Source organism: Acidithiobacillus ferrooxidans ATCC 23270 (genome assembly GCF_000021485.1).
In the GTDB taxonomy this organism is placed as follows: domain Bacteria; phylum Pseudomonadota; class Gammaproteobacteria; order Acidithiobacillales; family Acidithiobacillaceae; genus Acidithiobacillus; species Acidithiobacillus ferrooxidans.
Genome location: NC_011761.1, coordinates 2,017,719 through 2,044,009 on the forward strand (window position 1 = coordinate 2,017,719; position 26,291 = coordinate 2,044,009).

General features: G+C 54.6%; 27 protein-coding genes. 17 read left to right on the plus strand and 10 right to left on the minus strand.

From position 1 onward, the window contains the following. Nucleotides 1-88 precede the first annotated feature (88 nt). Complete coding sequence (locus AFE_RS16535) at nucleotides 89-238, plus strand: hypothetical protein (protein WP_009567670.1); 150 nt, start codon at nucleotides 89-91, stop codon at nucleotides 236-238. A 316-nt stretch (nucleotides 239-554) separates the two neighbouring features. Next, complete coding sequence (locus AFE_RS10430) at nucleotides 555-1,103, plus strand: GNAT family N-acetyltransferase (protein WP_009561437.1); 549 nt, start codon at nucleotides 555-557, stop codon at nucleotides 1,101-1,103. A 3-nt stretch (nucleotides 1,104-1,106) separates the two neighbouring features. Here AFE_RS10430 and AFE_RS10435 read toward each other — a convergent pair whose 3' ends face one another. The 6 genes from AFE_RS10435 to AFE_RS10460 all read right to left on the minus strand — a co-directional run bounded on the left by AFE_RS10435 (nucleotide 1,107) and on the right by AFE_RS10460 (nucleotide 6,071). After that, on the minus strand, nucleotides 1,107-2,678 hold the full coding sequence (locus AFE_RS10435) for an alkaline phosphatase family protein (protein WP_012607367.1): 1,572 nt from the start codon (nucleotides 2,676-2,678) through the stop codon (nucleotides 1,107-1,109). 59 nt (nucleotides 2,679-2,737) lie between these two features. Beyond that, the gene (locus AFE_RS10440; RefSeq protein WP_012537091.1) at nucleotides 2,738-3,451 is read right to left on the minus strand and encodes a TonB family protein; all 714 of its coding nucleotides are present in this window, start codon (nucleotides 3,449-3,451) and stop codon (nucleotides 2,738-2,740) included. Nucleotides 3,452-3,472: 21 nt separating this feature from the next. Then, nucleotides 3,473-3,874 (minus strand): ExbD/TolR family protein, encoded by a 402-nt coding sequence (locus AFE_RS10445; protein ID WP_012537092.1) that lies wholly within the window; start codon nucleotides 3,872-3,874, stop codon nucleotides 3,473-3,475. Continuing rightward, complete coding sequence (locus AFE_RS10450) at nucleotides 3,874-4,557, minus strand: MotA/TolQ/ExbB proton channel family protein (RefSeq protein ID WP_009564717.1); 684 nt, start codon at nucleotides 4,555-4,557, stop codon at nucleotides 3,874-3,876. The genes AFE_RS10445 and AFE_RS10450 overlap by 1 nt, the downstream gene beginning before the upstream one ends. 64 nt (nucleotides 4,558-4,621) lie before the next feature. Next, entirely contained in the window at nucleotides 4,622-5,383 is a 762-nt protein-coding gene (locus tag AFE_RS10455; RefSeq protein WP_111122613.1) for a winged helix-turn-helix transcriptional regulator, read from the minus strand. Between the two features lie 175 nt (nucleotides 5,384-5,558). Beyond that, nucleotides 5,559-6,071, minus strand: coding sequence for a DUF3568 family protein (locus tag AFE_RS10460; RefSeq protein WP_012537094.1), 513 nt, complete (start codon nucleotides 6,069-6,071; stop codon nucleotides 5,559-5,561). 476 nt (nucleotides 6,072-6,547) lie between these two features. Between AFE_RS10460 and AFE_RS10465 the strand changes: the two genes are divergently transcribed. From AFE_RS10465 to AFE_RS10535, 15 genes are all read left to right on the plus strand, one after another. Continuing rightward, nucleotides 6,548-7,240, plus strand: a complete 693-nt coding sequence (locus tag AFE_RS10465; protein ID WP_012537095.1) for a MotA/TolQ/ExbB proton channel family protein — start codon at nucleotides 6,548-6,550, stop codon at nucleotides 7,238-7,240. A gap of 33 nt (nucleotides 7,241-7,273) precedes the next feature. Continuing rightward, nucleotides 7,274-10,162 (plus strand): bifunctional YncE family protein/alkaline phosphatase family protein, encoded by a 2,889-nt coding sequence (locus tag AFE_RS10470; protein WP_012537096.1) that lies wholly within the window; start codon nucleotides 7,274-7,276, stop codon nucleotides 10,160-10,162. Between the two features lie 74 nt (nucleotides 10,163-10,236). Continuing rightward, nucleotides 10,237-10,965 (plus strand): energy transducer TonB, encoded by a 729-nt coding sequence (locus AFE_RS10475; RefSeq protein WP_012607369.1) that lies wholly within the window; start codon nucleotides 10,237-10,239, stop codon nucleotides 10,963-10,965. Nucleotides 10,966-11,003: 38 nt separating this feature from the next. Further along, on the plus strand, nucleotides 11,004-11,603 hold the full coding sequence (locus tag AFE_RS10480) for a phosphonate degradation HD-domain oxygenase (RefSeq protein WP_009561136.1): 600 nt from the start codon (nucleotides 11,004-11,006) through the stop codon (nucleotides 11,601-11,603). A gap of 38 nt (nucleotides 11,604-11,641) precedes the next feature. Next, on the plus strand, nucleotides 11,642-13,039 hold the full coding sequence (locus AFE_RS10485) for an MFS transporter (RefSeq protein WP_012537098.1): 1,398 nt from the start codon (nucleotides 11,642-11,644) through the stop codon (nucleotides 13,037-13,039). A 99-nt stretch (nucleotides 13,040-13,138) separates the two neighbouring features. After that, a complete protein-coding gene (phnG, locus tag AFE_RS10490) occupies nucleotides 13,139-13,615 on the plus strand; it encodes a phosphonate C-P lyase system protein PhnG (RefSeq protein WP_009566199.1) in 477 nt (158 codons plus the stop codon). Continuing rightward, nucleotides 13,612-14,154, plus strand: a complete 543-nt coding sequence (gene phnH, locus AFE_RS10495; protein ID WP_012537099.1) for a phosphonate C-P lyase system protein PhnH — start codon at nucleotides 13,612-13,614, stop codon at nucleotides 14,152-14,154. The genes phnG and phnH overlap by 4 nt, the downstream gene beginning before the upstream one ends. 3 nt (nucleotides 14,155-14,157) lie before the next feature. Beyond that, a complete protein-coding gene (locus AFE_RS10500; protein ID WP_012537100.1) occupies nucleotides 14,158-15,255 on the plus strand; it encodes a carbon-phosphorus lyase complex subunit PhnI in 1,098 nt (365 codons plus the stop codon). Then, the gene (locus tag AFE_RS10505; RefSeq protein ID WP_012537101.1) at nucleotides 15,252-16,076 is read left to right on the plus strand and encodes an alpha-D-ribose 1-methylphosphonate 5-phosphate C-P-lyase PhnJ; all 825 of its coding nucleotides are present in this window, start codon (nucleotides 15,252-15,254) and stop codon (nucleotides 16,074-16,076) included. The genes AFE_RS10500 and AFE_RS10505 overlap by 4 nt, the downstream gene beginning before the upstream one ends. Beyond that, the gene (phnK, locus tag AFE_RS10510; protein WP_009560733.1) at nucleotides 16,073-16,855 is read left to right on the plus strand and encodes a phosphonate C-P lyase system protein PhnK; all 783 of its coding nucleotides are present in this window, start codon (nucleotides 16,073-16,075) and stop codon (nucleotides 16,853-16,855) included. The genes AFE_RS10505 and phnK overlap by 4 nt, the downstream gene beginning before the upstream one ends. After that, entirely contained in the window at nucleotides 16,852-17,550 is a 699-nt protein-coding gene (gene phnL, locus AFE_RS10515) for a phosphonate C-P lyase system protein PhnL (RefSeq protein ID WP_009560734.1), read from the plus strand. The genes phnK and phnL overlap by 4 nt, the downstream gene beginning before the upstream one ends. Beyond that, nucleotides 17,547-18,683 (plus strand): alpha-D-ribose 1-methylphosphonate 5-triphosphate diphosphatase, encoded by a 1,137-nt coding sequence (locus AFE_RS10520; protein WP_009560735.1) that lies wholly within the window; start codon nucleotides 17,547-17,549, stop codon nucleotides 18,681-18,683. Before phnL ends, AFE_RS10520 begins: the two co-directional genes overlap by 4 nt. 7 nt (nucleotides 18,684-18,690) lie before the next feature. Continuing rightward, nucleotides 18,691-19,368 carry a DUF1045 domain-containing protein gene (locus tag AFE_RS10525; RefSeq protein WP_009560736.1) on the plus strand — a complete coding sequence of 226 codons (678 nt, stop codon included), beginning with the start codon at nucleotides 18,691-18,693 and terminating at the stop codon, nucleotides 19,366-19,368. Further along, nucleotides 19,361-19,906 carry a PhnN protein gene (locus tag AFE_RS10530; RefSeq protein ID WP_009560737.1) on the plus strand — a complete coding sequence of 182 codons (546 nt, stop codon included), beginning with the start codon at nucleotides 19,361-19,363 and terminating at the stop codon, nucleotides 19,904-19,906. The genes AFE_RS10525 and AFE_RS10530 overlap by 8 nt, the downstream gene beginning before the upstream one ends. Continuing rightward, nucleotides 19,903-20,655: a GntR family transcriptional regulator gene (locus tag AFE_RS10535; RefSeq protein WP_012537102.1), complete on the plus strand. Its 753-nt coding sequence runs from the start codon at nucleotides 19,903-19,905 to the stop codon at nucleotides 20,653-20,655. Before AFE_RS10530 ends, AFE_RS10535 begins: the two co-directional genes overlap by 4 nt. A 109-nt stretch (nucleotides 20,656-20,764) precedes the next feature. Here the strand turns inward: AFE_RS10535 and AFE_RS10540 are convergent, their stop codons facing one another. From AFE_RS10540 to AFE_RS15730, 4 genes are all read right to left on the minus strand, one after another. Continuing rightward, the gene (locus AFE_RS10540) at nucleotides 20,765-23,104 is read right to left on the minus strand and encodes a TonB-dependent receptor (RefSeq protein WP_012537103.1); all 2,340 of its coding nucleotides are present in this window, start codon (nucleotides 23,102-23,104) and stop codon (nucleotides 20,765-20,767) included. A 68-nt stretch (nucleotides 23,105-23,172) separates the two neighbouring features. After that, nucleotides 23,173-23,424: a phospholipase C, phosphocholine-specific gene (locus AFE_RS16365; protein WP_009563788.1), complete on the minus strand. Its 252-nt coding sequence runs from the start codon at nucleotides 23,422-23,424 to the stop codon at nucleotides 23,173-23,175. Nucleotides 23,425-23,501: 77 nt separating this feature from the next. Beyond that, the gene (locus AFE_RS16370; protein ID WP_158303827.1) at nucleotides 23,502-23,717 is read right to left on the minus strand and encodes a hypothetical protein; all 216 of its coding nucleotides are present in this window, start codon (nucleotides 23,715-23,717) and stop codon (nucleotides 23,502-23,504) included. A gap of 228 nt (nucleotides 23,718-23,945) precedes the next feature. Further along, the gene (locus AFE_RS15730) at nucleotides 23,946-26,267 is read right to left on the minus strand and encodes a TonB-dependent receptor (protein ID WP_012537105.1); all 2,322 of its coding nucleotides are present in this window, start codon (nucleotides 26,265-26,267) and stop codon (nucleotides 23,946-23,948) included. Nucleotides 26,268-26,291: the final 24 nt, after the last annotated feature.

Genomic DNA, 26,291 nt, shown 5'->3' on the forward strand with positions numbered 1-26,291 from the left:
TAAACAGTTAAAGACAAGTTTCATGAGACATCAATGAATAACAACAGTTATCGGGGCCGGTTATTCACGTTATCCAAGAGTATTTTCCATGGTTCATAAAATCCATATCATCGGTTTCATGATGCGCACCGCAGGCCTCCTCGTTATTTTCGGATCACTGGCGGGCTGTGCTGCCGTCTCTGATACCGCATCGGCGACCGGGGATATGGTCAGTGCCGGGGCGTCCCTGATCCCCTGAGCAACCCGGTGACCGTAAGGCGGCCGGATAACCTGCAGAGACCAATCTGACTTTAGGACTTGGCCGCCACGCTGGCACCGACAAAAACCGGTGCACTTCGCCTGCGCGGCAATGAAGTTTCCGCCATATTTTACACTCCGCAACTGTTCATATCCATACGGAACATGGTTGGCATTACATATGTTATCCACATACAAGTCACATGATAATATCCTACTCATGATAAAACTTGTCATCAATTCCTCTGCAACCGCGCAGGATTGCAACAACAAAATCATGACAAATGACAACAAGATCACAAGGTAAGGACATCAAGATGGCACATTCAAAGTCGCTGTATTCTTTCCGTATGGCGCAAAAAGCAGAAATGATCGCCCTTTGCGCGCTCATCAATAGTGTATATCGAGGCGATGCTGCCAAAGATGGATGGACTACAGAAGCGGATTTGCTGGGCGGCCAGCGTTGTGACGTGGCGATGCTGGAAAAACTCTCCGACAAACCGGACAGTGGTTTCCTGGTGGCCACGAAAGAAGACGAGATCATCGCCTGCTGTCATGTACAACTTGCCACAGCGACGGTCGCCGAGTGCGGAATGCTTTCCGTGACTCCGGCGTGGCAGAATCAGGGTATCGCCAAAGCACTGCTCCGTACGGCGGAGCAATATTCCCGGGAAACCTGGCAGGCGACGCGCATGCGCCTGTGGATCATCAAACAACGTCCGGAACTGGCGGAATATTATCAGCGGCGCGGCTATCGGCTTACCGGCGCCACCCTGCCCTTCCCGGATGACGTTCGCTACGGCATCCCCAGAGTCAACGGGTTGTACCTCCTCGCACTGGAGAAAGTCATCGCACCGGCCGCGTAAGCATCAGATGCGAAAACCTTGGGGCCGCTGATCCCAGTCAAAAGCCCCCATCAGGTCATACGCGTCGGCGTCGCGTTGGTTGAGGGGTTGCAGACCGAAACGGGTTTCGATGAATTTGAGGATGCTCGCCGTACTGGCGAGGTGGTGATCCACCAACCCTTGCCGCGCCCAGGGGCTGATGAGCAGGGCCGGAATACGGGTGCCAAATCCATAGTCGTCCACCACTTTAGGCGGCAGCGAATCCCAAAAGCCACCACCTTCGTCATAGGTAATGAAGATAGCGGTTTTGTCCCAGGCCGGACCATCCGCAGCGGCGCGCACCAGCTGCTCCACCCATTCCATACCATAGGCGGGTGCGCAGTCAGCCGGGTGTTCGTCATGGGCGGCACTGGCCCTGACAAAGGAAACACCGGGCAGCTTGCCGGCATGGGCATCGGCGAGAAAGTCTTCGCTATCGCGCATGTGACCGTTCTTCACATATTCTGGCCAGCGCGGGTAGTACTGGAAGGGATTATGGTGGGCCACATACAGCTGACCCGTGTCGATCACCGCCGAGCCATCGCCGGGACCAAACGCGGTCTTGAGCGCCCATGGCTTCACCCGGTTCCAATTTTCGTTATACCAGGCCCAGGATACTCTGGCGCCATCCAGACGGTCACCGATATTGTCGTAGGTCTGCGCCTCCGGCGGCGGAGATATCTTCAGCGCTTTCACGGCATCCGCGTTGGTTGGTCCCTGCAGCGGCGGCAGGTCGTTGACCAGCACTTTTTGGTGGTCATAGGGCAGATCAAAGAAACGGTGCTCCAGACCCGCCTCCTTCGGATCGAAGGGCGCACAGACCTCCCTGGGTGCATGAGGATGGATACAGGAACGGGCGGCCGCCAGATAAAGCGCATTACCGGTGCTGCCACCGCTCATGGCCTGAAAGAAATGGTCAAAAAGCGTGTACTGGTGCGCCACCTGATGATAGAAGGGCAAATCCTCACCGGTATAATATCCTAGCACCGGGCCGCTGGGGCGGGCCAGATCGAAGGCGATCTGCTCGGGGCTCATTTTCCTGAATTCATCCCGCGACAAAAGGGTTTTGCTGCTACCCGCCAGGGCCACGAAGCGATCCATTTTGCCGTTGTGCACTTCCGCCATCATACGGAAAAAGCGATGCGCAGGATCCCAGTGCACATTGCCCCTGGCCGGAATATAGGGTGCCATGTGAAAAGGCTGGTTCGGCAACTGCACATTCTGGAAACCAGGAATTTCCGCAGGTAACGGAAGATTATCATAAGCGATGCCCGCGGGGTTTTTCTGTAAACCGAGGAAACGCGGATCCAACTGTCCCTGCCCATCCAACAGGTTGACGACCTGCTGCCCGTTTTTCGGCTGAAAAGTACCGAAGTAGTGATCGAAACTGCGATTTTCCTGAAAGATCACCACCACATGCTCGATCTTCTGGCGCAGGAGACTCTCCCCACTGACGCCTGCCGCACGTGCCACCCCCAGCAGATGCGGAGCAGCGACAACTGCACCACTCCCCAGCCCCAGCCGCTTCAAAAACTGCCGGCGATTCTGTCGCTCCATGAAAAAACTCCTGATTCCATTAACGATTGGTAAGTATCCGCCCATATAGTCGGCGGATACTAGGAAGCGCGTCCTGACAAATGCACCTCTACCGTAAAATTGGTGGCATGCTTCGGCATATCTTTGGAGAAGGGCGGGTACTGTCCTTCTTTCACTGATTTCAATGCCGCCCTATCGATGGGCCCCGCCCCGCTGGACCGGGAAATTTTCGCCCACTGCAATCGACCCGAAGGCGCAAGCCGGAATGTGATGACCGCAGTGCCGCTTAAATGCATCAGGCGGATAGCTTCGGGCACATGGGCATCCGCCTGGACCTGGGCCCGCACCAAGGCTGCGTATTCGGCTAACGCCGCCTGACGTGCGGCCATGCTGGGCGCGGGCGGCGGTGGTGGCGGCAGGACCACCGGCGGCCTGGGCGGTGCCACCGGCGCGAGAGGCAACGGTGTTTTGGCTATCAGCGGCTTCGGTACAGGCACCTGATGCACCACTGGTTTCGGCAACGGAACGGGACGCGGCAGCGGCTTGGGATGCACTATCGGCTTTGGCGGCGGCGGTACCGGCTTTGGCTTGGGCGGAACCGGCCGTACCATGTGAATTGCAATAATCTTCTTTATGACCGGCTTGGGGGGTGGCGTATTACTTCCCACCCAGATCAATCCGCCCACCAGCAACGCCTCCAATACCGCACCGACCAACAATGCCCGGCCAAAATGCTCTTTATTCGTATTTAGTGGCGGCGGCGTCCAGGTTGGACTGCCAACGATTGTATTCACCGATTACCTTCCTTGTTTTTCCTAACCACTCGCTTTCGCGGCAATCCCGATATCGCTCACTCCTGCCTTCTGGCAGCGATCCATCACATGAACGAAATCCTGAAAAGGCACGCCTTTATCGGCAGCGATGGTGATCTGGGTCTTGGCAGGGTTACCATCACCGGCGAGCATTTTCTGCAGGTCGTCCAGATCATAGTGATGACCCTTCACATCCACCGACCCATCCTTATCGATATTGATGGTATAGTGCGGGCGCGGAAGCTGCTGCGCCTGGCTGGACCTGGGCAACTGCAGGCTCAGTCCTTTGTCGGGGATCATTTGCAGCGTGATCATGATAAAAAACACCAGCAGGAAGAGCATGATGTCGATCATGGGAATGATCTCCACCCGGCCCTTCTTCTGCTCGAAGTAACGGCGCTCCATCAGCTGGCCCTCGCCACGGACAACATTTCACTGCGTTGCTTGTCACTGTTGTCCGGGGTGATCATGGGTTGACCGTCCATCCGATTGAGCAGCATGGTCTTTACGGAATCCAGTTGCAGGAGAATCTGCCGCACCTGATTGTTGAAGGCATTGAAAGCCATCAGACCGAGCATGGCGATGAACAGCCCAGTTGCCGTGGCGACCAGCGCGTCAGCCACACCGCCGGTGACCGCCGTAGGCGCATGTCCCGGAGTGGCCAGCACTGAAAAAGCGTGGAACATACCGATAATCGTGCCGAACAAACCCAGCAGCGGCGCCAAGGTGATGATAGTGTCGAGCAACCACAGACGGCGATCCAGTTGCGGCGCCAACACCAGCACGCTTTCTTCGAGACGACTGGCAAGGCCTTCGCCTTTCACCTGCCCATGATGGGAGGCAGCCATACGCAGCAGCGCGGCTTCGGGCAGATCACTCGCCCCATCAGCCATCTGATTCAGTGTGTCACGATCCAGGCGACCATGGCTACCCAGTTCATGCACAAAGATCAGTCCACGCAGGATGGTGCGCCGCAAAAACCAGAACCGGTCCACGATAACGGACAGTTCGACCAATAACAGCGCGCCAAGCACGTAGAGAACGCCATCTGAATAGTTGGCGAGGTGAATGAGATATTGCAGGTTCATAAGGACTCCCTCTCTAACCGAAGGCGGTACCATAGCAAATCAATGTGACAGTTTTATGAACCTGTTATGACAAATTTACATCAATGGCGTTTTTCGGCGGCAAACTCAGGCGATACCCAAACCCATGTACCGTTTCCAGCCACTCCGCAGCACCGGCCTTTTCCAGACATTTGCGCAAACGATGCACCTGAGCCGCCACCGAATTTTCCTGGATGAGGCTGCGGCCATCGGTCAATACATTGGCAATTTCGCGGGACGAGAAGGTCCGATCCGGGTGCAATGCCAAATAGTGCAGAAACCGGAAAAGTCGTCGGCTCAGACGTATTTCTTCACCATTCACCCATACCCGACAGCTTCCCGGGTTGACTTGGATCAGCGATCCCTGCTCTACCGGGAGGCATTTCCAGTGCTGGTTTTTTTTCAGCAGCGCCGATGCCTGCGCCAGCAACAACGTCTCGCTATACGGAGTCGAGACATACGCGCTCGCGCCGGCATCCAGGGCGGACATGGCATTTGCATCACCATCCATCCCGATAGCCAGCACCGGCAAACCGGCACAAGCCGGGTAAGCACTTAATTCCATGAGCCACGGCGCAAATCGGGCAGACCAGTCCTGCAGAATGAACAAGGCCGGGTGCCATCCTGTAACAAGCTGAAAGGCGTCATTCATTGTGCTCGTCGTGCGCAGGAAAGCGCCCGATCCCTGCAGACGGAATATAAGCCCGCTCGGTGGCGCCGTCTCTGCCAGCAGCAGAATGCGTGCCTGATAAAGCGGATCCATTTCCACATTGTTATTCGTTGTGCTGCCTTGCGGTATGGCCATCATGGTTTCCTGCCGAAACTGGACCTTATGACAGGATATACCCACAATATGACATTATCATGAAACTAAAATGACAATTTTATGACAAAAGCCCAGCGACATATGTACCGCAATACACAGGATTTGCGGAGACCGCAGTGGTCTCCGCTACTCCAACCAGGCATGGAAGATCAGTGAATTACTGAAGTGGGATGGTTTGCTGTTGCGGCTGCTGTGGCGTCGCTGGCTGACTGCTGGCCTGAGGCAATACCGCCCCCGTCGGAGCCTGAGGACTGGCGGCCATGCCCAGCTGTTGCGAAAGCAGCTTCTGGAACCGCAAAGATAGTGGCTTGTCGCCAAAAGTCCCGATACGGATGTTGACCTTGGTAACATCCGTGGCCATGGAAGTCAGCGTTACCTTGGCGGTCTGGCCGTTCATGGTGGTACCCTCGATCAGATACTCGGACGGACTCTTGCGGATTTCGCCGTTATAGTGGATGCCCATTTCTCGGAACGCCGCCTTCGACGCTGCACTGACCCGCGTCACCGACGTCGGATAGTAGGCGTAGAAATTGGCGACCCCGCCATTTTCCACATAGGCCACGGCCCCACCACCAGCCCCGGCCGCGAGAAGCGCCACACAACCACCAAGCGGCAGAACTGCTACCACGCCCACTACCGCCAACCACGCCCAACGCCGTTGCGTCGCCATGCCAACCCCCTAGCTCCGTCAAAGAAACCGAGAAATAGTGACAAAAAACCCGGCAGAACCGGGCTCCTTCGCTATTGTCTGAAATCCTATCACAGCTCACCCATGAACATCCACAGCACGTTCGCCAGCGCGGAAGGCAACCGTGCATATTGTCACAAAAAAGTCACCTCCGTGACGCACTGCTGTCACATGAGGCTGCTAGCATGGGCACCATTCCAGGAGGCAAAAGGCCTCCACTTTATGTAAGAGATAGCCGCATGAACAGCGTAATACAAAGCCAGGCACACCCGCCGGTGGTGCTTGAGCGAAACCCATGGACTACCCAAGCCTTGCAGGGTCGGTTATCCGCCTATAGCGGATCGATCTTTCGGGTCAGCGTGACCTGCACCGTTGCAAGGCCGCCCTGGGCGCGCAGTTCTGTTCTCTGCGCCGCGCTTTGGCGCCGCCTCTTTCTGATATTTCAGGAGTCTTGATTGATGAATACCGCTTACCTCATCCACCTCGCCAATTACTCTGACGGCGTGCTCTATATACTGGCCGGCCTTCTTGTGGTCGCCCTTGGCGTCATTGTCGACCGGTTCTGGTATCTGCGCCGCACCATCCTGCGCGGCTCGCTATTCGTTCGAGAGATCGCCCAGCACGGTCGCCTGGATCGGGAAACCCTGCAGAGACTTGCGGATGAGGCCGGAGATTTGCCCGAGGCCGCCCTGCTGAAGACGGCGGTGATCCATTCGGGATATGTGCTGGGCGATCCTCTCGCCAGTCGCCTGGAGGAGAGCATCCTGATCATGGCGCCGCAACTGGATCGCCGTCTGTGGCTGTTGGACACCATCATCACCCTGGCGCCGCTGCTGGGCCTCTTCGGTACTATCATCGGCATGTTTCACGCTTTCTCCGTATTGACCGCACCAGGGCACGCACCTACCGCGGTGACGGGCGGGGTGGCGGATGCCCTGGTCGCCACCGCCACCGGCCTGTTCGTCGCCATGACCGGCCTGGTGGCTTTCAATGCCTTCAATAATCAGGTGCGGCAGATCCTGCTGCAACTGGATTCGGTGAAGACCATATTGCTCAACAGCATGGACGGTCACCCGATGCCCGATAACAGGGAGAATATTTTGCAGGCGGTCGCCCCGAAGGTGGCGTCAGCCGTGGCGAGGGCGGTCTGATGGAGCAGTGCGGCTTTTCTTGGAGTAAGACTAATGAATAATATGATCGCGAAGGCGGTGATCTGCGTCATCCTTGCAGGACCGCTGTGTTACTTACCCTCTGCCTTGGCCAACCCCCTGAATCGGCATGTTTTGAGTTCGGTTCAACTTGACTCACAAAATATAGCAAATTACACCGCCACGTTGCCCACGGGCCGCATAGTGACGCCGGTCGGCGCAATCAACGGCACCCCGAATTTCCCCACGATGGTAGCAGCAGATGGCAATCGTATTGCCGTGCTGGCTAACGGTGCAACACCTTTTCAAACCATTACGTTTTATGACGGGAATAATCTTCGGCGGGTAGATCGCCTGGCAGCGTTTTCGAAAGTGGCACCCGTTCAACCGATGGCTTACGCAACACCTGATGGTAGCGGTATCGCGATCAATCCGCAACATGCGGGTGCGGCAGGCGTGGTGTATATTCCAAAAGAAGGCGTTGCACTTAAAATTGCCCAGGCCAAAGCCACGCTTGCCGCCGAGAGCGATTCCCAAGCCATTCCCAGTTCGGTCATTTCGCACAGCGACTTTTTCCAAGGGCTTACTGCCGGTCCGGATGGAACCTTCTACGCTACAGGAGGTGATTCTGATCAGGTGGTGGCTTTGCGCAGTGTGCAGGGCAAGGTTGAGGTGATTCATCGGTATCCTTTGCAGTGGCAGGCTTTTCCGAAGGATCAATATCCCTATCAGTATCAGGGGAACCAGCAGAAGAAATATCTCTTTTACCCGGACTCGGTGGTCGTCGGTCCCCAGAATAAGCATCTCTATGTGACGGGGATGCTCGCCAACAGTCTGGCACGTATCAGTATCGCCAGTGGCAAGACCGAATACGTCAATGTCGGTGCCTATCCCTTTGCGGTGGCTCTGGCCGATAACGGGCAGCGGTTGGTGGTCAGCGACTGGGCAGGCAACGGCGTTGTGGTGCTGGACCGGCAACGCCTGAAGGTTCTGGGCGAAATTCCCACTGGGCCGGCGGTCGGCCCGTCAACAGTGGCGGCGGGTGTGCACCCTACGGCGATGGTTGCGGTGCCCGACAGTCCCGACGTCTTTGTGGCCGACGCCAATGTCGACAAGGTGGTGGAAGTCGATACGCAAAACTTGCGCCCGCTGCAGGTGGTGGACGACAGCCCCTATCCCGACGCCCCTCCCGGTAGCTATCCGGATGGACTTGCGGTTGCCGATGGCAAGCTCTATATCGCCAACGCCGGTAATAATGATGTGGCGGTGTATGACATCCGAACGGGAAAGCGTCTGGGCCTGATTCCCACGGCCTGGTACCCGACCAGCCTGACGGTGGCGAATGGTGCCTTATATATCAGCTGTGCCAAGGGTCTGGGTGCCGGGCCCAATCTACAGTGGCAGTATATCGGCAATATGATGCACGGGGTGATCCAAAAGGTGGCTCTCCAGGAAATCCCGGCCCATCTGGCCGATTGGACCGAGAAGTCTTTGCACAACGATGGTTTTACGTCGGCCCAGCGCAGCGCCCGTCACGAGGGAAATGTCAAAACCACCACCTATCTGCGCAAGCATATTCACTACGTTGTATTCATCCTGCGTGAAAATAAGACCTTTGATGAAGATTTAGGGGATTACACGGCGGCTGGCAAATGGGCGGATCCACATTTTGATCTGTATAATCAGAAAGAATTGCCCAACTTGTATAATCTGGCCCATCATTATGCGCTGTTCGGGAATTTCATGGCCGACGGGGAAGTCACCGCACAGGGTCATCAGTGGACCGATGGCGCTTCGGATTCCGATGTGGTGCAGCGCTTGTGGCCCGAATATTATTCTAACCGCGGTTTGCTCTGGAACGCCGGTCCCGGCGGTAGCTCTTCCCTCAAGCCCACCGCACAGGGCGCACACAACCCCTATGATATCTATCAGCCGCTGGGAGATCATACCAACCCCTGGATCAGCTATCCTGAAAAGCTCTATTTGTTCAATGATCTTTTGGAACATCATATCCGTTTCGAGGATTTTGGCGAGAACGTGACGCGACGCCGGGATGGTGTCATTCGTTCTGGCCTACTGCAGCATATGGATGTCCGTTATCCCTATTGGGATCGGATGATTCTGGATACGGCTCGTGTGAGACTGGCCGAACACTGGCTGAAGGCCCATCCGGGCGTAAAATTTCCGCATTTCATTTATATCTGGATACCGGACGACCACACTGCAGGCTTGTCTCCCTGCTATTACGCGCCAGATTATTACGTAGCCAATAACGATTACGCCACAGCCAAATTCATCCATTACCTGTCCACGACGCCGCAATGGAAGCATATGGCGATTTTCCTGACCGAGGACGATGCGCAGTCCGGTGCCGATCATATCAATGGTCATCGCACTTTTGCGCTGGTCATCAGCCCCTGGGTCAAAAAAGGCGTGCTGGAAACGCATCTGAATTCCCAGGTGAATATCGTCAAAACCATTGAAGCAACCTTGGGTCTGCCGCCCATGTCCCAGTGGGATGCCAATGCCTCGGTCATTGCGGGTATCTGGACAGATCATCCGGATTTCGCGCCGACGCCGGCGGTGCTTCCGATTCAGGTGCCGGTGTCTTTCAATCCGGGTAAATGCAGCAATCGAACATTGCTCAGAAGAGAGGCTGGGGCCACCGGTCATATGCTGACTGCGGAATGGTTGAAGGCGCATACCGATCCCCACGGGCGGCGTCTGGCGCCGGTTAGTGCGGCGAACGCCTATACCCCCACTTCGCTGCTCAAGGTCAGCGGTCCGGAGCAGTTGAAGCAGGAATGGATCGCCAGCAAGGGGGTCAAGAGCTATGACCATTTTATGGCCTACCTACATCACTATGCCCAAGTCCATGGGGCGACCATCGCCAGCTATGAAGCCAACGAAGGAAAACTCCATTGAACAAACCATGCAACCGCAAAAATCACCAAATATTCCGTGCCACGACCAGACCTATGCAAGGACATTGAGAGCGTATGAATGCAGCCACCTCCCTTTCTTCCCCGGTTCAGCCCCCGAAGTTCAGGAAGGATCACTTCGGACGGGCGCTGATGATCGGTGCCATTATAGAGGCACTGATGATTGGGGGATTGATATATTCCCATCTATCGCAGCCGGTGACGGTCAAACCAAAGCCCAAGATTATGGCGATTCACATGATGAAACCGGCACCACCCAAGCCCAAACCGGTGCCCCCGCCACCGAAACCCGTGGTGCATCCAAAGCCTGTTCCGAAACCCGTGCCCAGACCACCTATACCAAGGCCGATTCCACATCCGGTGGTACATCATCCGCTACCGCCCCAACCGCTGCTCGCCAAAAAGGCCGTACCGCAGGCGCCAGTATACACGCCGCCGGTAACACCGCCCGCGCCACCACCGCCACCCGCTCCAAGTCCGGCAGCGCGCCAGTCGGCCATAAACACCTACGCGGCCATGCTGCGTACGCGAGTACAGGCCAATGCCCGCGTGCCGGATTCCGTCCGGATGATGCATGTAAGCGGCACTGCTACGATTTCCTTTCGCCTGACGCCGTCAGGGCATCTGCTCTCTGCGCAGGTTGCCCGGAGCAGTGGAATCGGCGCCATCGATCGCGCCGCCTTGAAGGCCGTGGAGGACACCAGCTTCCCACCATTTATCCGGAAAATGCCCCAACATCCCATGACGTTCGATGTGTTGGTGCATCTCTCCGCCCACGGTAGTTGAGGAAAAGTTCCGTTACTTTTTGGTTTTTGGAGACTGACATGGAAGCATCTGCCATTGAAAATGACGCCGCCGCACGCAAAGCTGTTGCCGAACACATCCGCGCCCTTTTCGACGGCCCCGGCAGCCGGCAATGGTACGACGGTTACGAAGCAGTATCGCAGACGCGGCACGCGCTGCTATGTGCGCAGAATGCCATTGCGGCGAGTGCGGAGGGGCATCTGGTAAGCGCCGCATTCCTCCATGATATTGGCCATCTCATCGATCTGAACGGGCGGGACAAATTTCAGAGTGGCACCGATGCCCAACATGAGGAGATCGGGGCCAACTGGTTGGGGCAGTGGTTTCCACCATCGGTAACCGAACCGATTCGCTGGCACGTTGCAGCAAAACGTTACTTGTGCGCGACCGAACCGAGCTATCCTGCGTCCCTCTCCTTGGTTTCTCAACGAAGCCTGGTACTCCAGGGCGGAGCGATGTCCGCGGGAGAGTGTGCGGCCTTTGAAAAAACATGCTTCAGTGCCGATGCCATTCGCCTGCGCCGCTGGGACGACCATGCCAAAGACCCCGGAAAGCCGCTACCGGATTTCCAGGATGTCATGGCTTATATCATACGCAGCGTCCGCGTTCCCGTCCTGTAGCTACTACCGCAGCCCCTTCAGCGAGTAAGGAAATCCCAATGCACACAATCCATGCGCTACTCGATGATCTGAAGATCAACAAACAACACCGCCGAATCGTTCTGGCCGCTGGTTTGGGCATTTTTCTTGATGGTTATGATTTGTCCATCATCGCTGTCGCCCTGCTTTTGCTGAAACCTGACTGGCATCTGTCGGCGGTGGCTACCGGCTTGCTGGGCGCGGCAACGCTGGCAGGCGCGGCACTTGGTGGTCTGGTGGGTGGGCGCATTGCGGATCTTTTGGGCCGCAAAGTGCTTTACCTGATTGACGTGGCAGCATTTTTTATGGCGGCCCTGCTCTCCGGTGTTGCTTGGGATGTGTCCTCCCTGATCATTTTCCGCTTCTTTCTGGGTGTCGGTGTAGGTATGGATTATCCCTTGAGTTCGAGCTACATCGCAGAATTCATGCCCAAAGCGCAGAGAGGAGCAGGACTCTCTTGGGCATTTACCTTGTGGATGATTGGTGCTGTGGTTTCCGCAGTCGTTGGGTTGGTGCTGCTACAGGCCGGTCCGAATGCCTGGCGCTGGATGTTTATTAGCGGCGCGTTTCCCGCTCTGGCAGTACTCTGGTTGCGGCGCAACCTTCCTGAGACTCCGCGCTGGTATATCGCGCATAACCGACCGGAAGAGGCGATTCAGGTGCTTCAGAGCATGTCGCCGGAAGTGGATGCGCAAAGCCTTCGTGAAGCCCTTCAAAGGCAGGCTCCAGAACTCGTCCAGATACGCGCCTGGGCCACTTTGTTTGCTCCGCAATGGTTACGGCGCACACTGTTGGTAGTCATACCTTGGATGATGGTGGATATCAGTGTTTATGGTTTGATCGTGTATCTGCCTATCTTGCTGGAGGGCTTCGGCATCCACTCTCACACGGATGCCTTGGTGTGGAATGTGCTCTTCGATCTCATCGCTTTGTGCGGTATCGCGTCCCTGGCACTGAGCACACGTCGGATTGGTAGAGTTTTTCCGCAAATCGCGGGTTTTGCGCTGAATGCGTTTTTTCTGGGTGTCCTGGGTCTGGTAGCACTCTACATGCATCCCCCGATCTGGCTGCTCATTGTCACTATCTTCGGGTACACGTTCTTCAACAATTTTGGGCCAGCCACCACGACTTGGCTCCTGCCGGTAGAGATTTTCCCAACGGATCTACGCGCCTCAGCCCATGGCCTGGCGACGGCCTGTTCCCGCGTGGCGGCGACGACCTCCGTTTTTCTGCTGCCCAGCGTGCATGCAGCGGTAGGTAATGGTTGGCTGATGCTGATTCTGGCTGTTACGGCGCTGGTGGGTTTACTGGTGACCTTGCTGCTGGGGCGCGATATGGAGCCCGGTATTCGTAGTCTAGAGGAAGTTTCAGAAGTGGCGGAGCCGAATATCCGTGTAGCTGTGGCCATAGCGGATTAGCGCTCAAGAAATGCAGAAGAGGGCCCCAGATGCAGATACTTGACACGGCATATTCGCACCCATATTGTATAGACATCTAGATACTTTGGAACGGTTCAGATGAAATTCGATGAAGCGCCGACCAACCCCACCGATCTGACCAGCATGCGCGCTCGCTGGATGTCGGAAATCGCTCATGCAATGTTCTCCGACTTGGCGGATGTTGCGGCGGGTGTCGAATGCTGGCCGGAGTTTACTCCTGTCAATTCGCCCGAAACCGGCCTGATCATGGTCCATGGACGCATGGGCGGTCTGGGTGATCCCTTTCCTTTGGGAGAATGTACGGTCACCCGCTGCATAGTGCAGGACAATCAAGGCTACATGGGTTTGGCCTATGTCCTCGGCGATAATCTTGCCCATGCGGAAATCGCCGCCAAACTGGATGCCCTGCTTCAACATCCGGAGCGACAATCGTCCTTGTGGGATCGAATCATCGTCCCGCTCATGATCCTTCGTACAACCCGCGAAACGCAGATAAAGCAGGAGAATCAACATAGTCGTGTGCAGTTCTTCACAATGGAAACCATGCGGTCATGATGGCATTGGATTGCCAACAGACCTTTCGGATGCTCCTGGAAGCCATGTCCTGCCCAGGGCAACGCATGACGCTGCCGGACTCTGCTGGGGAATCGCCTTTCCGGCCCGCCTGCACGACCATCTTACATACCCTGCTGGACGCGGATACCCCGGTTGCCCTGGCGTATCCCGATGCCGCAGCGGAACATTGGCTCAGAACACGCTGTTACGCCCCAGTGGTCCCTCCCAAAGATGCTGTCTTTGCTGTTGCGACGGATTGGTCTTGGGAGGATCACGTTTTCCCCATCGGGACTGAGGAGGAACCAGAAAACAGTGCCACTCTGATCATCGAGATCCCTACCCTGCAAGGCGGGCCGAACCTGATCCTGAGAGGACCGGGTATTCAGAACACGCGAGCGATTGCGCCTGAGATTGGTGCCGGATTCTTGCCCTTCTCGCAACATAACCATGGCCTCTATCCCCGGGGCGTCGACCTGATATTGTGCAGTGGCCGGGATTTTCTCTGCCTGCCGAGAACCACAGAAATAGAGGAGGCCTGAGCAATGTCCTACGTGGCAGTCAAAGGAGGTTCCACCGCCATTCGGGCCGCCCATCGCCTCGTGCGCAAACGGATGCGGGGTGATCCCGATGCTCCTGAAATCACGCCCCGGCAAATATGCGAACAAATGCATCTGGGCGTGGATCGTGTCATGGCCGAAGCTTCTCTCTACGACGAGGATTTGGCGGCACGGGCCATGCTTCAGGCGCAGGGCGACATGATCGAGGCGATATTTTTACTGCGTGCCTATCGCGCCACCCTAACCAGATTCCTGGATTCCACGCCGCTCGCGATGGATACCATGCGGGTGCAGCGGCGTATCTCCGCAGCCTTCAAGGAGTTGCCCGGCGGCCAACAACTGGGGCAGACTTATGACTATTCTCACCGACTCTTCGGCTATTTTGATCGCCTGGAGACAAAGTCCGACATCGAGTCTGGCAAAACCGAAGTCCCGCCGGAGCCCATGACCAGCGTGATGGACCTGTTGGAAAAAGAGGGCTTGATGGAGCTGGCCGCAGCCTGTGAGCCGCCGGCAGAGAACATGCAGCAGGACATCACGCGGCACCCCCTGCTTTTCCCGGCCACTCGTGCGCAACGCTTACAGTCCCTGGCCCGCGGCGATGAAGGGTTTCTGCTCTCCATGGCCTATTCCACCCAAAGGGGATACGGCCAAAATCACCCCTTTATCGCAGAGTTGCGCATGGGGGATGTGACCGTGGAGATCACTCCACCGGAATTGGGGTTTCCCATCGAAATCGGGACCATTACCGTCACCGAATGCCAGATGATCAATCAGTTTCAGGCCAGGAGTCCCGAAGAGGCCGCCTTTACCCGCGGTTACGGCCTGGTCTTCGGCCATAGTGAGCGCAAGGCTATCGCCATGGCCCTGGTGGATCGGGCACTGCGGGCCGGTGAGCTGGGTGAAGAAGCCCTTTCTCCCGCGCAGAACGAGCAATTCGTCCTTAGTCACTGCGACAACGTCGAGACGACGGGTTTCGTAGAGCATCTGAAACTCCCGCACTACGTCGATTTCCAGAGCGAGATTCAGACCTTGCGGCATCTGCACAAGACGGCGGCAAAAGACGGGGCAGACAGGGTATGACAATCTGTTATAATTTCGCCTATCTCGATGAGGGGACGAAGAAGAAAATACGGCGAACCCTGCTCAAAGCCGTAGCCATCCCCGGTCATCAAATTCCTTTCGCCTCCCGTGAGATGCCTTTGCCTTACGGTTGGGGGACCGGCGGCATCCAGGTGACAGCCGCCGTTATTGGCCCTGAGGATATCCTCAAGGTGATCGATCAAGGCTCCGATGATACGACCAATGCGGTTTCCATCCGCAACTTCTTCCGGAGTACCACCGGAGTGCGGACTACCACCTCGACCCGGGAAGCAACCTTGATTCAGACCCGTCACCGGATCCCGGAAACACCCCTGCATGCGGGACAGATGTTGATCTATCAGGTGCCGATGCCGGAACCCCTGTTCAAGCTGGAGCCCAGGGTTTCCGAAACTATCGCCCTACACGCCATGGCCGATTACAGCCTCATGTATCTGAAGCTCTATGATCAGATCACTCGCTATGGCCGCATCGCCATCGGTTATGAATATCCGGTCATCGTCCACGATCGCTATCTTACGTCGTCGTCCCCGATCCCTGCCTATGATGTGCCAAAGATGCATATGAGTCCGGCGCTACAGCTATTTGGCGCAGGTCGGGAAAAGCGCCTTTATGCGATCCCCCCGTACACGCGGGTTATACCGCTCGACTTCACCGACTACCCTTTTGACCCGGTCAATACCTGGCAGCCCTGCGCGCTCTGCGGCGCGGTAGAGTCTTATAAGGATGAGATCGTGATCGATGACGCAGGCAATCGTCAGTTCATCTGCTCTGATACCGATTTCTGTGAGCATCGTCGATGAGTTACAGTTCCGTTCCCATACTGACGGCGCGCGATCTGACCCTGTCCTTTGGCACACTGCGTGCCCTGGAATCGGTGTCTTTGGAGGTCCATCCCGGCGAGGTGCTGGCCATTGTCGGGGAGAGCGGTTCCGGCAAAACAACCCTGCTGAACACCCTTTATGGGGTGCTGGCCCCGGGCGCTGGCGAGGTCCATTTCGGCGAGAATGGGAAGTTGGACCGCTGCGTGCAGACGCTTCCGCGACAGCAGTTGCGGCATCTGCATCGTTCGGCCTGGGGCTATGTCCATCAAAATCCCCGCGACGCGTTGCGCATGGAAATTACAGCGGGTGGCAATATCGTCGAAAGGCTCATGGCCGCCGGTGAAAAACACTATGGCACGCTACGCGAAAAGGCCCTGTTCTGGCTTCAGAAAGTAGAAATCGATCCCAAACGCATCGACGATTTGCCGGGAACCTTTTCGGGCGGGATGCAGCAACGACTGCAGATCGCCAGAACCCTGATCAGTCATCCCTATCTACTTTTCATGGACGAACCGACCAGTGGGCTGGACGTCTCGGTGCAGGCGGGTTTGCTGGATTTACTGCGTAATCTGGTGTCGGAGCAGAGAATGGCGGTAATTTTGGTGACCCATGATCTGGCGGTGGCCCGGTTGTTGGCCGGGCGCATTGCCGTGATGCAGCGCGGGCGCATTATCGAGACGGGAGTAACCGATCAGGTCCTCGATGATCCCCAGCATCCTTATACCCAACTCCTGGTCAGTTCGGTGTTGCCTGCATGAACCTGCTCGAAGTGAAAGACCTTCGCAAAACCTTCACCCTGCACCTGCGGGGCGGATTGCAACTGGCCGTGCTCCGTAATATTTCTTTTTCCGTAGCGGCGGGCGAATGTGTCGCGCTCGTTGGACCCTCTGGCGCCGGCAAATCCACTTTACTGCGCACCATTTATGGGAATTATCGTGTTGAAAGCGGTTCGGTGACCGTCATGCACGACGGCGAACTGGTGGATCTGACCCGAGTGCCACCGCAACAATTGCTAGTGATTCGTCGGCGCAGCATAGCCTATGTGAGTCAGTTTCTGCGTGTGATTCCAAGGGTGTCCACACGCGCGATCGTGGCCAGTGTGCTGAAGGATCAGGGCGTGCGTTCGGCAGACGCGGACGCCCGCGCCGAGTCCGTCTTGCTGACATTGAACCTTCCTTTGCGTTTGCACGGCTTGCCTCCGGCGACCTTCTCGGGGGGTGAACAACAGCGGGTCAACCTGGCGCGGGCCTTGGTCACAGACCATCCGGTATTGTTGTTGGATGAGCCGACGGCTTCTCTCGATGCCGAAAATGCCGCGGTGGTGCTGTCCCTGATCCAGGAGGCGAAACGGGCGGGTCGCGCTATCCTCAGCATCTTCCATGATCCGGACATGACCGTGCGCGTGGCCGATCGTCAAATTCCAATAGCTTCTTTAACGGAGAACGACAGATGACGCAGGGTTTCAGCAATGCGCGAATCGTGTTGGAGGATGTTGTATTGCATGGTGCGGTGCTCCTGGGTGCGGGAGGCAATATTGCGGATATCCTTGGGGAAACATCCCCCATCCCGGGCACCGAGGACTGCACCGGCGATTTTCTTCTGCCAGGCTTTGTGGACGTGCACACGGATAATCTGGAGCGCCAGGTGCAGCCGCGCAGCCATGTCCGCTGGCCTTCCCCTTCGGCATTTCTGGCCCACGATGCCCAGTGCGCGGCGATGGGCATCACCACCGTCGCCAATGCCTTATGCGTGGGTGATGCCGGCTTTGAAAACGGGCGCATCCAAACTCTGAAAAATGCGGTGGTAGACTTGTCGGCCCTGGATGCAAGCGGGTCGCTACGTGCCGATCATGTGCTCCATCTGCGTTGCGAACTCTCGGCGCCGAATATGCAGGAACTTTTTGAGGCGGTCATGGACCATACCAAGCTCCAAATGGTGAGCCTGATGGATCACACCCCGGGCGTCGGGCAGTACGCCGATCTGGAGAAGTTTCGAAAAAGTCGGCGCGATGAGGGATGCTCGTCCGAGGAACTGGAGGGCATGATCGTCGAAGCTCAGGCGAGACGTCATGCCCACAGCGAGAAAAACCGCGGCTATCTGCTGGATCAACTCAAATATTCCTCTCTGGTTCTGGCGAGCCACGATGACCGCACCGAGGCGGAGGTCCTTCGCAACGCCCAGGATGGCATCAAAGTCGCCGAGTTCCCGGTGTCCATGGAGGCGGCACGAGCGGCGCGTCAACAGAGTATGGCTATTGTGGCAGGGGCCCCCAACGTGGTACGCGGTGGATCCCATTCCGGTAACGTGGCCGTCAGCGATCTGGTCAAAGCTCGGTGTGTGGATGTCCTGGCCTCGGACTATGTGCCCAATGCGCTGTGTGAAGCGCCTTTCCGACTGGTGGATGATGGTCTTCTCGCGCTGCCCGAAGCGGTACGGATGATCACTGCAGCTCCGGCGCGCATGTTAGGTCTGCCGGATCGTGGCACCATTCGCGTAGGTCTGCGCGGTGATCTGGTCCGCATCCGGCTCATGGATGGGCATCCGATCGTCCGCTCGGTCTGGAAGGCTGGTCAGCGGATCGCGTGAGGAGATCGTGAGGGTCGCAATTTATTACGTACCAGATCGTCAGGACACCCTGTGGACGGCGGGTACCCGTTGGTTGGGGCGTGATCCGGAATCCGGTGAAATTCTTGAGCGGCCACCGGTCCCCGGCTTGGCGCAGGCCACCCGAAAAGCCAGCCGGTATGGTTTTCATGCAACGCTCAAGGCGCCCATGCCCATTCGAAAGCCGTTGGCGGAGGTGATAAACGCCGTTAAAGCATCCCTTTCCACGGTCGCCCCCTTTTCTCTACCACCGTTGCGACTGGCCCTGGAGGACGGCTTTGTGGCCCTCCGTCTCGGCGCACCTTGCCCGCGCCTCGCGGATCTGGCCGATCGGTGTGTGCAGGACTTGGACGATTTTCGGGTGCCCTACACAGCGGCAGCGGAGGAACAGATCCGAGCGTCTTCAGACCTCACCCCTCAAAACCTTGCCAATCTGGAGCGCTGGGGATACCCCTATGTTTTTTCGGAATGGGTTTTTCACATGACCCTCAGTGATCGGCAACTCGATGACCACATCTTCAGGATGGCCTGCGATTTTTTTGCAGAGAGTGCGGCACGCCCTCGCCGGATCAATGCGGTGGGAATCTTTGTGGAACCGGAGCCACAGCAGGATTTTATTTTGATCACCCGTATTCCTCTCGCTGGTGGCGGTGGTACATATGTCTAACACGCTCATACTGGTCGCGGGGCCCTCCGGTGCGGGAAAGGATTCGATAATCGATGCCTGTCGTCCCTTGCTGGCCTCTGACGCGCGGATTTACTTCGCCCGCCGTGTGGTCACTCGTGACGCGCAAAGCCCCGGCGAACTGTTGGTCAGCGTGCCCACTTTTGAGAGGCTGAAAGCCGAGGGCAGTTTGGCGTTTGACTGGACGGCCCACGGTCTGATGTATGGACTTCCACGGGAAGAACTCTTGCCCCATGGCATGGTGCAGGTCATCATAGCGAATGTATCGCGTACCGTTATCCCGGCTATCTGTGCTCAATACCCTGGTTATGTGGTGTTCATTAACGCTTCGGATAGTCACATCCGGGCACGTCTGCAGTTGCGAGATCGGGAGAAGTCAAACGATATCGAGAAGCGGCTGTCGCGAAAAGTTTTATTACCAGAGGAAGTACCGATGACCACCATACAGAACGATGGCACCCTGGCGGAGGCCGCCGCTCAGTTTCGGACGACCATTCTTCGCTTTACCACGAAAGCATGACCGATATCACCAAAGTACCTTACGCACCCGGCATCACTGTCTGGAAGCAGATCGTCGATGACATCCAGCAGCGGATGGACAGAGGCGAGGTGCGGCCCGGCGAGAAACTACCCAGCGAAGGGGCTCTGGCATCGACCTACGGCGTTAACCGGCATACGATTCGGCGGGCACTGCAGGAACTCGCCGCTCTTGGAAGACTGCATATTGCCCATGGCCGCGGTTCTTTTGTAGCGTCTACCGTCTTTGATTACCAGCTGGAAGAACGCCCGAGATTCTCTGAATGGATCAAGAAGTACAACCGGCCAGGTTCTTCGGAGGTGTTGGAAGCAGCCATCATACCCCTGCAGGATCTACCCGAATTACCGCGTATCCTCAACTACGGAGTGTTTCCCGATTATCCAAACGTGGCAATGGTTGAAACGCTGGGCAAACTTGGTGAGCATCCCGTATCCATCGCGCGGCACCTGTTTTTTGGTGAACGCCTGTTGACCTTGGTGGATGATCTGAAACAGGGGCTGGGGATCACGGTATCGCTGAAAAAAATGGGCGTGAATGATTACACCCGACTGAGGTCCTCCGTCTCAGCCGAGTTGCCCAAAGCCAGGGAACGTCGGTTACTCGCCATAGATAAATTCGATCCCGTTTTTATCTGCGAGAACGTGAACATCGACCCGGAAGGTGTGGGAATAGAGTTCTCAACGGTGATCTATCCTGCTTCCCGGGTGCGACTGGTGTACGAACCGGAGTGAGGGCAACAACGACTCCCCTGCTCCCGAACTCCGGATAAGAATTCCGTTTGGACGGCCGCCCAATCTGGAAGATAAGAGCTGAGCGGCAAACAATCCCCGAAATCTACCGCTAAAACATCGCCGTCAGAGATGCGTAAACCGCTCTTGGCGTACCTGGGCTGGCCAGAATTGTGCCCACGCTGCCCGGGCCATAGTTGCCACCCGCAGACACGTAGCCTTGTACGTTATATTCACGATTCAGAAGGTTATCCAACATAAGCGATACCCGCATGAGCTTCAATCCCGGGACATCCCGATCGAACATCGTCGTACGTGCCGAAAGTGACAAGTTTACGAGATTAACCGCCGAGAACGGTAACTTCAGACTAGTGGGTGCCGCACTGATGTCGCTGGACAAATAGGTAGCAGACTGATAATTGTCCAGAATCCTTGCGCTCCAGAGGGTGCGCGCGGCATACACACGGTAGCCAATACCGAAGTTGATGTTATAGGTAGGAAGCCCCGTCACTCTGGCGCCATTTACCGGATCACCAGAAGCATTGATGGTATTTTCAGAGCCATGCAGAATACTACCAATCAGACGGGCATTGAAACCCAGACGGCGCCCATAGGCGAGGAGGAAGTTAACGCCATTGATCGTTTCATTAGCCGGTTCGACAATGATATTTTGTGATTCCGCCTGCGTGATCTGCACTGCCAGGTCTGTCAACTTCTGGTGTACAAAAGCAACCTGTCCTTCAACTGGACCATGCGCATATTTTAAACCCGCCATATAAGAATTGATTTTGGCCGGCTCCGTCGGTGCAATGACGGGATGGGAAGCTCCTTCTCCATAAGCACTGTCAATCTGGGTCTGAAAGTTTTGCGACCAGGTGGCAAAGGCGTGTATTTCCGGCGCGATGGCCGCATTCAGTGCAAGGCTCGGGGCGAGTTTGGTAAAGTTGGCCGTATCTCCCGCCACCGTCGGGAAAGATCCGACGCTGTCACCCGGGAAAAGACTGGGTGCCGTAACCGAGGTAACGTTATTCACTGAAATATGATAATTAATCAGATTCAGGCCCGGCGTAATCGATAGGAACGATACGGGCGTGATCTTGTCCTGCAAGAACGCGCTGGCCGCACTCCAGTGATCGTGGTCGTCCCGGTAATACAAGGGACTGTTACTGCCTAGTTCGTGACCCGGAACCAAAGAACCGTAACCAGCAAAGGATGAGTCATATGTAGTTTGTTGATAGTAACCACCGACATCAATCTTGTTCCATGGCAACGTAATAGTAAAATCACCACGATAACCAAAATTCCCCGATGAAGTCGGATAATACTCGGTGTTCAACTTGGGAACCATCGGATAATTGTCTATGCGCACCTTGAGTCGATTACCCGCCCGATACCACAGGGCATTATTGAATTTAACATTACGAGTGAGATTGCTGGTGAGTTTGATATAACCAAGATAAGTATGATACTGCTCATTTTTTGTCCATAGATCACTGGATGGCGTATAGTAAAATCCCGAAGTAGTCTGGCTTAATGCCTGGCCTGCGACACCGTTGCCATTGATGGATCCACCAGCAAACGGATACACCGGAATCAGATGGGGCCGATTTTCCTGGGTATTGTTAAAATAAAAACCCATCGCAAAGTGTCCACCTTCAAACCTTTTCTGGGTTTTAAGGAAAAATGCAGTGCTTTGCGATGGTCCGGTAAGGGATGGACTGACCCGAGCCTGACCGGTACGCGTATAACCGCCGGCAATGTAGGTCCTCCATCCATCGATGGAACCCGTCGAAATACCAGTACTCGCGTTATATGCATTAAAACTTCCGCCACCGACATCGACAAAAACAGATGGTTTTTCTCCGGATGACTTAGTACTGAAATCTATTGTCCCACCCATGGAATCAAACCAGTGCTGTTTTGCAGTACCCGGCCCATATACTACATTGATACCGGAAAACATGCTGGCGATAGGCAGTTCGGCGGTGGAAAATCCATGATAGGATGCCAGTGGATTGTTGAGTGGAATACCATCCATCAACACCTGATTCCCGTTCATTTCGGCCTGACCCGTTTCATCAAAACCGATCTGAATGCCGTTCAGACGGATCTGATAGCGGTTGGCACCACTCGCAGTCCCGGTACGACGTGCCTGAAAACCGGGTGTATTCGCGGCAATTGCTTCCACCATACTGCCGCCAGGAGGCGTATCCTCTTCAATAACGGCCTGGGAAATATGTACAGACTGAACCGGTGACGCCATACTGATCTTGGCCCTATGCTTTTTATCTGTCGTCGATCCGCCAGCCTGGCCATTTACTTCACCCACATTGACAGCTGGTTTCCCGCCGGGGTCATCAGCATGGGCAAAGGCAATACAAGCCGCTCCCAAAGCGCCCGAAGCCCACCAAGCAATAAGCAGCGACTTTCTTGAAGATTTCATCTGGGACATGATTATGTTTCCTTTGGTAGTTAATAAGTTATTGAAATAATGCGCTGATTCACGATATGTTCAAACATTCAATCCGGTGCGGTATTGGCCCGATCGGTCATCGTCGTGCGGCCATTTTCGACATAACCGGCCAAACGCCATTGATGCTGACCATCATCAATTTCCAGGTCGTACCACTGGTGGCTGGATACTAGCGAGAAATCCAGCTCCTCGTGTTGCCCGCCATTCAGAGACAACCGGCGATCCTTATGCCCATAAGCACGATCGACGATACGGATCTGGAGCAACCGGCTCGACTGATGGTGACAATGCAGGCACAAGTCGCCATTGGGATGATAACTTTCGGTTATTTACAGAGCGGTCGCACCCCTGCCACACAATTAAAGGAAATCGGCCATTATAGCCATGCACCCCCCGAAAGATGCCAGAAGTAATGATCGAAGGAACGATTTTCCTGCATAAAACTAACGATATGTTCCACATCTTCAATGCTACCACTGGCCGAGTGCGCAGGCGTTGCCAACGCGCGCTGAATTGACCACGGCAAACTTGCAGTTACAGCACTGGCAGAATGCATGGTTTTCATAAAATCTCGGCGACTGTACTTATTCATGCGGGATACCCCATGATTGTGCATGCAAAACAGCTATTGCAGGTGGATATCCTTTGGTTGAGGCCTGATGCAGCCAATAAATCGGCCTTGTCACGGTAATATCGAGCGGCATTGGTTTGAGAGATCATGGCAACAAGCATCACGTTGCCGTACGAGCACCAACTTTGGCATCTAACTTTTAAGAGATGGAGATAACTTATCATCCTAAACTCCTGACAACAACGTAGATCAGAATTTGACCGTTACGCCACCAAAAACTTGTAAAGGTGCGCCGGCATAAGCAAATAACGAAGGTTGTTCCTGAGGATTGTATCCACCTGTAGACAGATAAATATCTGACTCATACTTCCTGTTTAACAGGTTATACACTCCCACACTGAAATCCGTTTCCTTGGCGCCTGGAATAATATGGTTAAAAACAAATGTTTTGTAGCTGGCCGATAAGTTGACTATATTATAGGCGTTTATAGTCTGATTGGTTGGGCCACCGGTAACATTATTATAAAGAGACTGCCCGCCCGAGTACTGATCGGTAAGGACCGGTTCAAGAATACCGTAGCGTGTTCTGAATTTATAGGAAACGGACAAATTAAAGGAATAATGAGGTATTCCTGATAGTCTCACTCCATTGAAGGATACTCCGGAATTATTGTAGTCCTTGGTATAGTAAGAGTGCTGTATGTTGGCAGAACCATAAACATACAATTGCCACATTGGACGCCACTTAGCATAAACGTTTACACCTTGGTATATCGCATTTCCAAGATTGTATCCTGACGCATTGAATTGGGTTATAGATCCGGACACGCCGTTCAACAAATTCGTCAGGTAGTCATGATAATAGTTGATGCCGATATTTGTGGTGTTATTGTGGTATCGGAGTCCCGCTTCATAATCTACCGCTCTTGTGATCGGTATATCGGCTGGATTAATTGCTATTTTTTGTAAATAGGCGCCATAGGCAAGATCAGTTTCATTTTGATAAGTTTCGCTATAGTTCGCGTAGAATGAAAAATTCTTGAGAAATTTGTAATTTATACCCAAGGATGGTTCAAAGCGCGTAAAGTTGGTCTTTGCCCCTGGAGTAGCAGTCAGGTAGATCGATTTAGTATCTGGATTGACCAAATCGCTCATTGATGTATAGAAACTTGCCAGTGCCACTCCGGGAGTTATCCGCAAATGATTATTCATGAGCTTTATTGTATCTTGCACATAAAGATTACTGAACAGAGTGTTTAACTCCACATTATTGTATACATATGGATTACTTTGTGATGTTCCCAATAATGGATTCCAAAGTTCTTCATTGGTATTGTATTGCTGATAAGATAACCAGCCACCCAGGTCTACATCATTGTAATGGGAGTGAAGATTGGCCCCTAAACGATCCCCGAACGAATTGTTTGTAGGAGCGTAATGCTCTGCCGCTTCTGGATTATAGCTAGAGGCACCATAGTTAAAATAGGCCTGATGCAGGCGGTACGCATGGCGATACCATGGCGTATTTTTAAGTGTCCATCCGCCACCCAGATCAAAAATTTGTTGTGAATAAAGTATATAAGAATCAACAATGTCATTCTTGTACCACAAATCCGATGATGGCACATAGTAGAAGCCACTTGTTTGCTGGCTCAACAATTGCCCAGGCTTGCCATAACCGTTGACCGAATATCCCGCTATCGGGGTGACCGGAATGGTGAGACTATGTGTAGCGTTTGATTTTTCGTAGTAAAAGCCGAATGTGAACATACCATTTGAGAAAGGATGTGCTGTTTTCATATATACTGACCAGGAATGCTGCGGCCAGTTGCTTGGGCTTTGGTAAAATGAGTTGGCACTGGTGTAGCCACCGGCCAATACTGTCGACCAGCCATACCAATGTCCTGTATTCAATGAGAAACTTGCAGTTTTACTGCCATAACTTCCAACTGATAAATTCGCCTTGGCATTTGCCTTGGTGGTTGGTTGCAACGGAACAAAGTTGATGGTGCCACCCAGGCTGTCATACCAACGATCTTTGGGATTGCCTGGCCCATAGATGACGTTAACTCCATGTATCATTGCAAGAATAGGAATCTGGTTGGAGTTCCATTGACCATCGTTGGTTATTTGATTGTTCATCGGAATCCCATCAAACAACACACTAATCTGATTTCTATAAGTATTACCACTCCACCAGCCAACACCCATACCATTAATAGATATATTATATCTTCCTGAACCATTCTGTGGGTTTTCACTCATGATATGTACCCCTGGTGCTGTTGCTAGCAATTCTGCAGCACCCGCATTGGGACTTATCATCTTCTTGTTTTTATTGCCAAGGACAACAGCAGACTGCGTCTCTCTGAAAACCTGCTTGTTTGTATACTTATTATCCAACTTTTTAAGCTTCTTGTGAAGTGGAGAATGTGTGGAATCGGCCGATCCAGTTACCTCACCTACATTTATAGTCGTCTTTGCATCAGCTTGTTCAACCGCAGTCATGGTAATAATCAATCCAGCAACAATCATTGCTGAAGATAACGGTTTTATATACAGGTAGATCATTTACAAATTCCTTATCAAGTTGTT

What these genes read in the sequence shown, in the direction of transcription:
- AFE_RS10540 (WP_012537103.1), bottom strand. Translation starts at nt 23,104, where the DNA reads ATGTCCCAGATGAAATCTTCAAGAAAGTCGCTGCTTATTGCTTGGTGG.
- AFE_RS15730 (WP_012537105.1), bottom strand. Translation starts at nt 26,267, where the DNA reads ATGATCTACCTGTATATAAAACCGTTATCTTCAGCAATGATTGTTGCT.
- AFE_RS10530 (WP_009560737.1), top strand. Translation starts at nt 19,361, where the DNA reads ATGTCTAACACGCTCATACTGGTCGCGGGGCCCTCCGGTGCGGGAAAG.
- phnL (WP_009560734.1), top strand. Translation starts at nt 16,852, where the DNA reads ATGAACCTGCTCGAAGTGAAAGACCTTCGCAAAACCTTCACCCTGCAC.
- AFE_RS10430 (WP_009561437.1), top strand. Translation starts at nt 555, where the DNA reads ATGGCACATTCAAAGTCGCTGTATTCTTTCCGTATGGCGCAAAAAGCA.
- AFE_RS10485 (WP_012537098.1), top strand. Translation starts at nt 11,642, where the DNA reads ATGCACACAATCCATGCGCTACTCGATGATCTGAAGATCAACAAACAA.
- AFE_RS10455 (WP_111122613.1), bottom strand. Translation starts at nt 5,383, where the DNA reads ATGATGGCCATACCGCAAGGCAGCACAACGAATAACAATGTGGAAATG.
- AFE_RS10465 (WP_012537095.1), top strand. Translation starts at nt 6,548, where the DNA reads ATGAATACCGCTTACCTCATCCACCTCGCCAATTACTCTGACGGCGTG.
- AFE_RS10435 (WP_012607367.1), bottom strand. Translation starts at nt 2,678, where the DNA reads ATGGAGCGACAGAATCGCCGGCAGTTTTTGAAGCGGCTGGGGCTGGGG.
- AFE_RS10475 (WP_012607369.1), top strand. Translation starts at nt 10,237, where the DNA reads ATGAATGCAGCCACCTCCCTTTCTTCCCCGGTTCAGCCCCCGAAGTTC.
- AFE_RS10505 (WP_012537101.1), top strand. Translation starts at nt 15,252, where the DNA reads ATGACAATCTGTTATAATTTCGCCTATCTCGATGAGGGGACGAAGAAG.
- AFE_RS10480 (WP_009561136.1), top strand. Translation starts at nt 11,004, where the DNA reads ATGGAAGCATCTGCCATTGAAAATGACGCCGCCGCACGCAAAGCTGTT.
- AFE_RS10470 (WP_012537096.1), top strand. Translation starts at nt 7,274, where the DNA reads ATGAATAATATGATCGCGAAGGCGGTGATCTGCGTCATCCTTGCAGGA.
- phnK (WP_009560733.1), top strand. Translation starts at nt 16,073, where the DNA reads ATGAGTTACAGTTCCGTTCCCATACTGACGGCGCGCGATCTGACCCTG.
- AFE_RS10500 (WP_012537100.1), top strand. Translation starts at nt 14,158, where the DNA reads ATGTCCTACGTGGCAGTCAAAGGAGGTTCCACCGCCATTCGGGCCGCC.
- AFE_RS10450 (WP_009564717.1), bottom strand. Translation starts at nt 4,557, where the DNA reads ATGAACCTGCAATATCTCATTCACCTCGCCAACTATTCAGATGGCGTT.
- AFE_RS10445 (WP_012537092.1), bottom strand. Translation starts at nt 3,874, where the DNA reads ATGGAGCGCCGTTACTTCGAGCAGAAGAAGGGCCGGGTGGAGATCATT.
- AFE_RS10520 (WP_009560735.1), top strand. Translation starts at nt 17,547, where the DNA reads ATGACGCAGGGTTTCAGCAATGCGCGAATCGTGTTGGAGGATGTTGTA.
- phnH (WP_012537099.1), top strand. Translation starts at nt 13,612, where the DNA reads ATGATGGCATTGGATTGCCAACAGACCTTTCGGATGCTCCTGGAAGCC.
- AFE_RS10460 (WP_012537094.1), bottom strand. Translation starts at nt 6,071, where the DNA reads ATGGCGACGCAACGGCGTTGGGCGTGGTTGGCGGTAGTGGGCGTGGTA.
- AFE_RS16535 (WP_009567670.1), top strand. Translation starts at nt 89, where the DNA reads ATGGTTCATAAAATCCATATCATCGGTTTCATGATGCGCACCGCAGGC.
- AFE_RS16370 (WP_158303827.1), bottom strand. Translation starts at nt 23,717, where the DNA reads ATGAATAAGTACAGTCGCCGAGATTTTATGAAAACCATGCATTCTGCC.
- phnG (WP_009566199.1), top strand. Translation starts at nt 13,139, where the DNA reads ATGAAATTCGATGAAGCGCCGACCAACCCCACCGATCTGACCAGCATG.
- AFE_RS10535 (WP_012537102.1), top strand. Translation starts at nt 19,903, where the DNA reads ATGACCGATATCACCAAAGTACCTTACGCACCCGGCATCACTGTCTGG.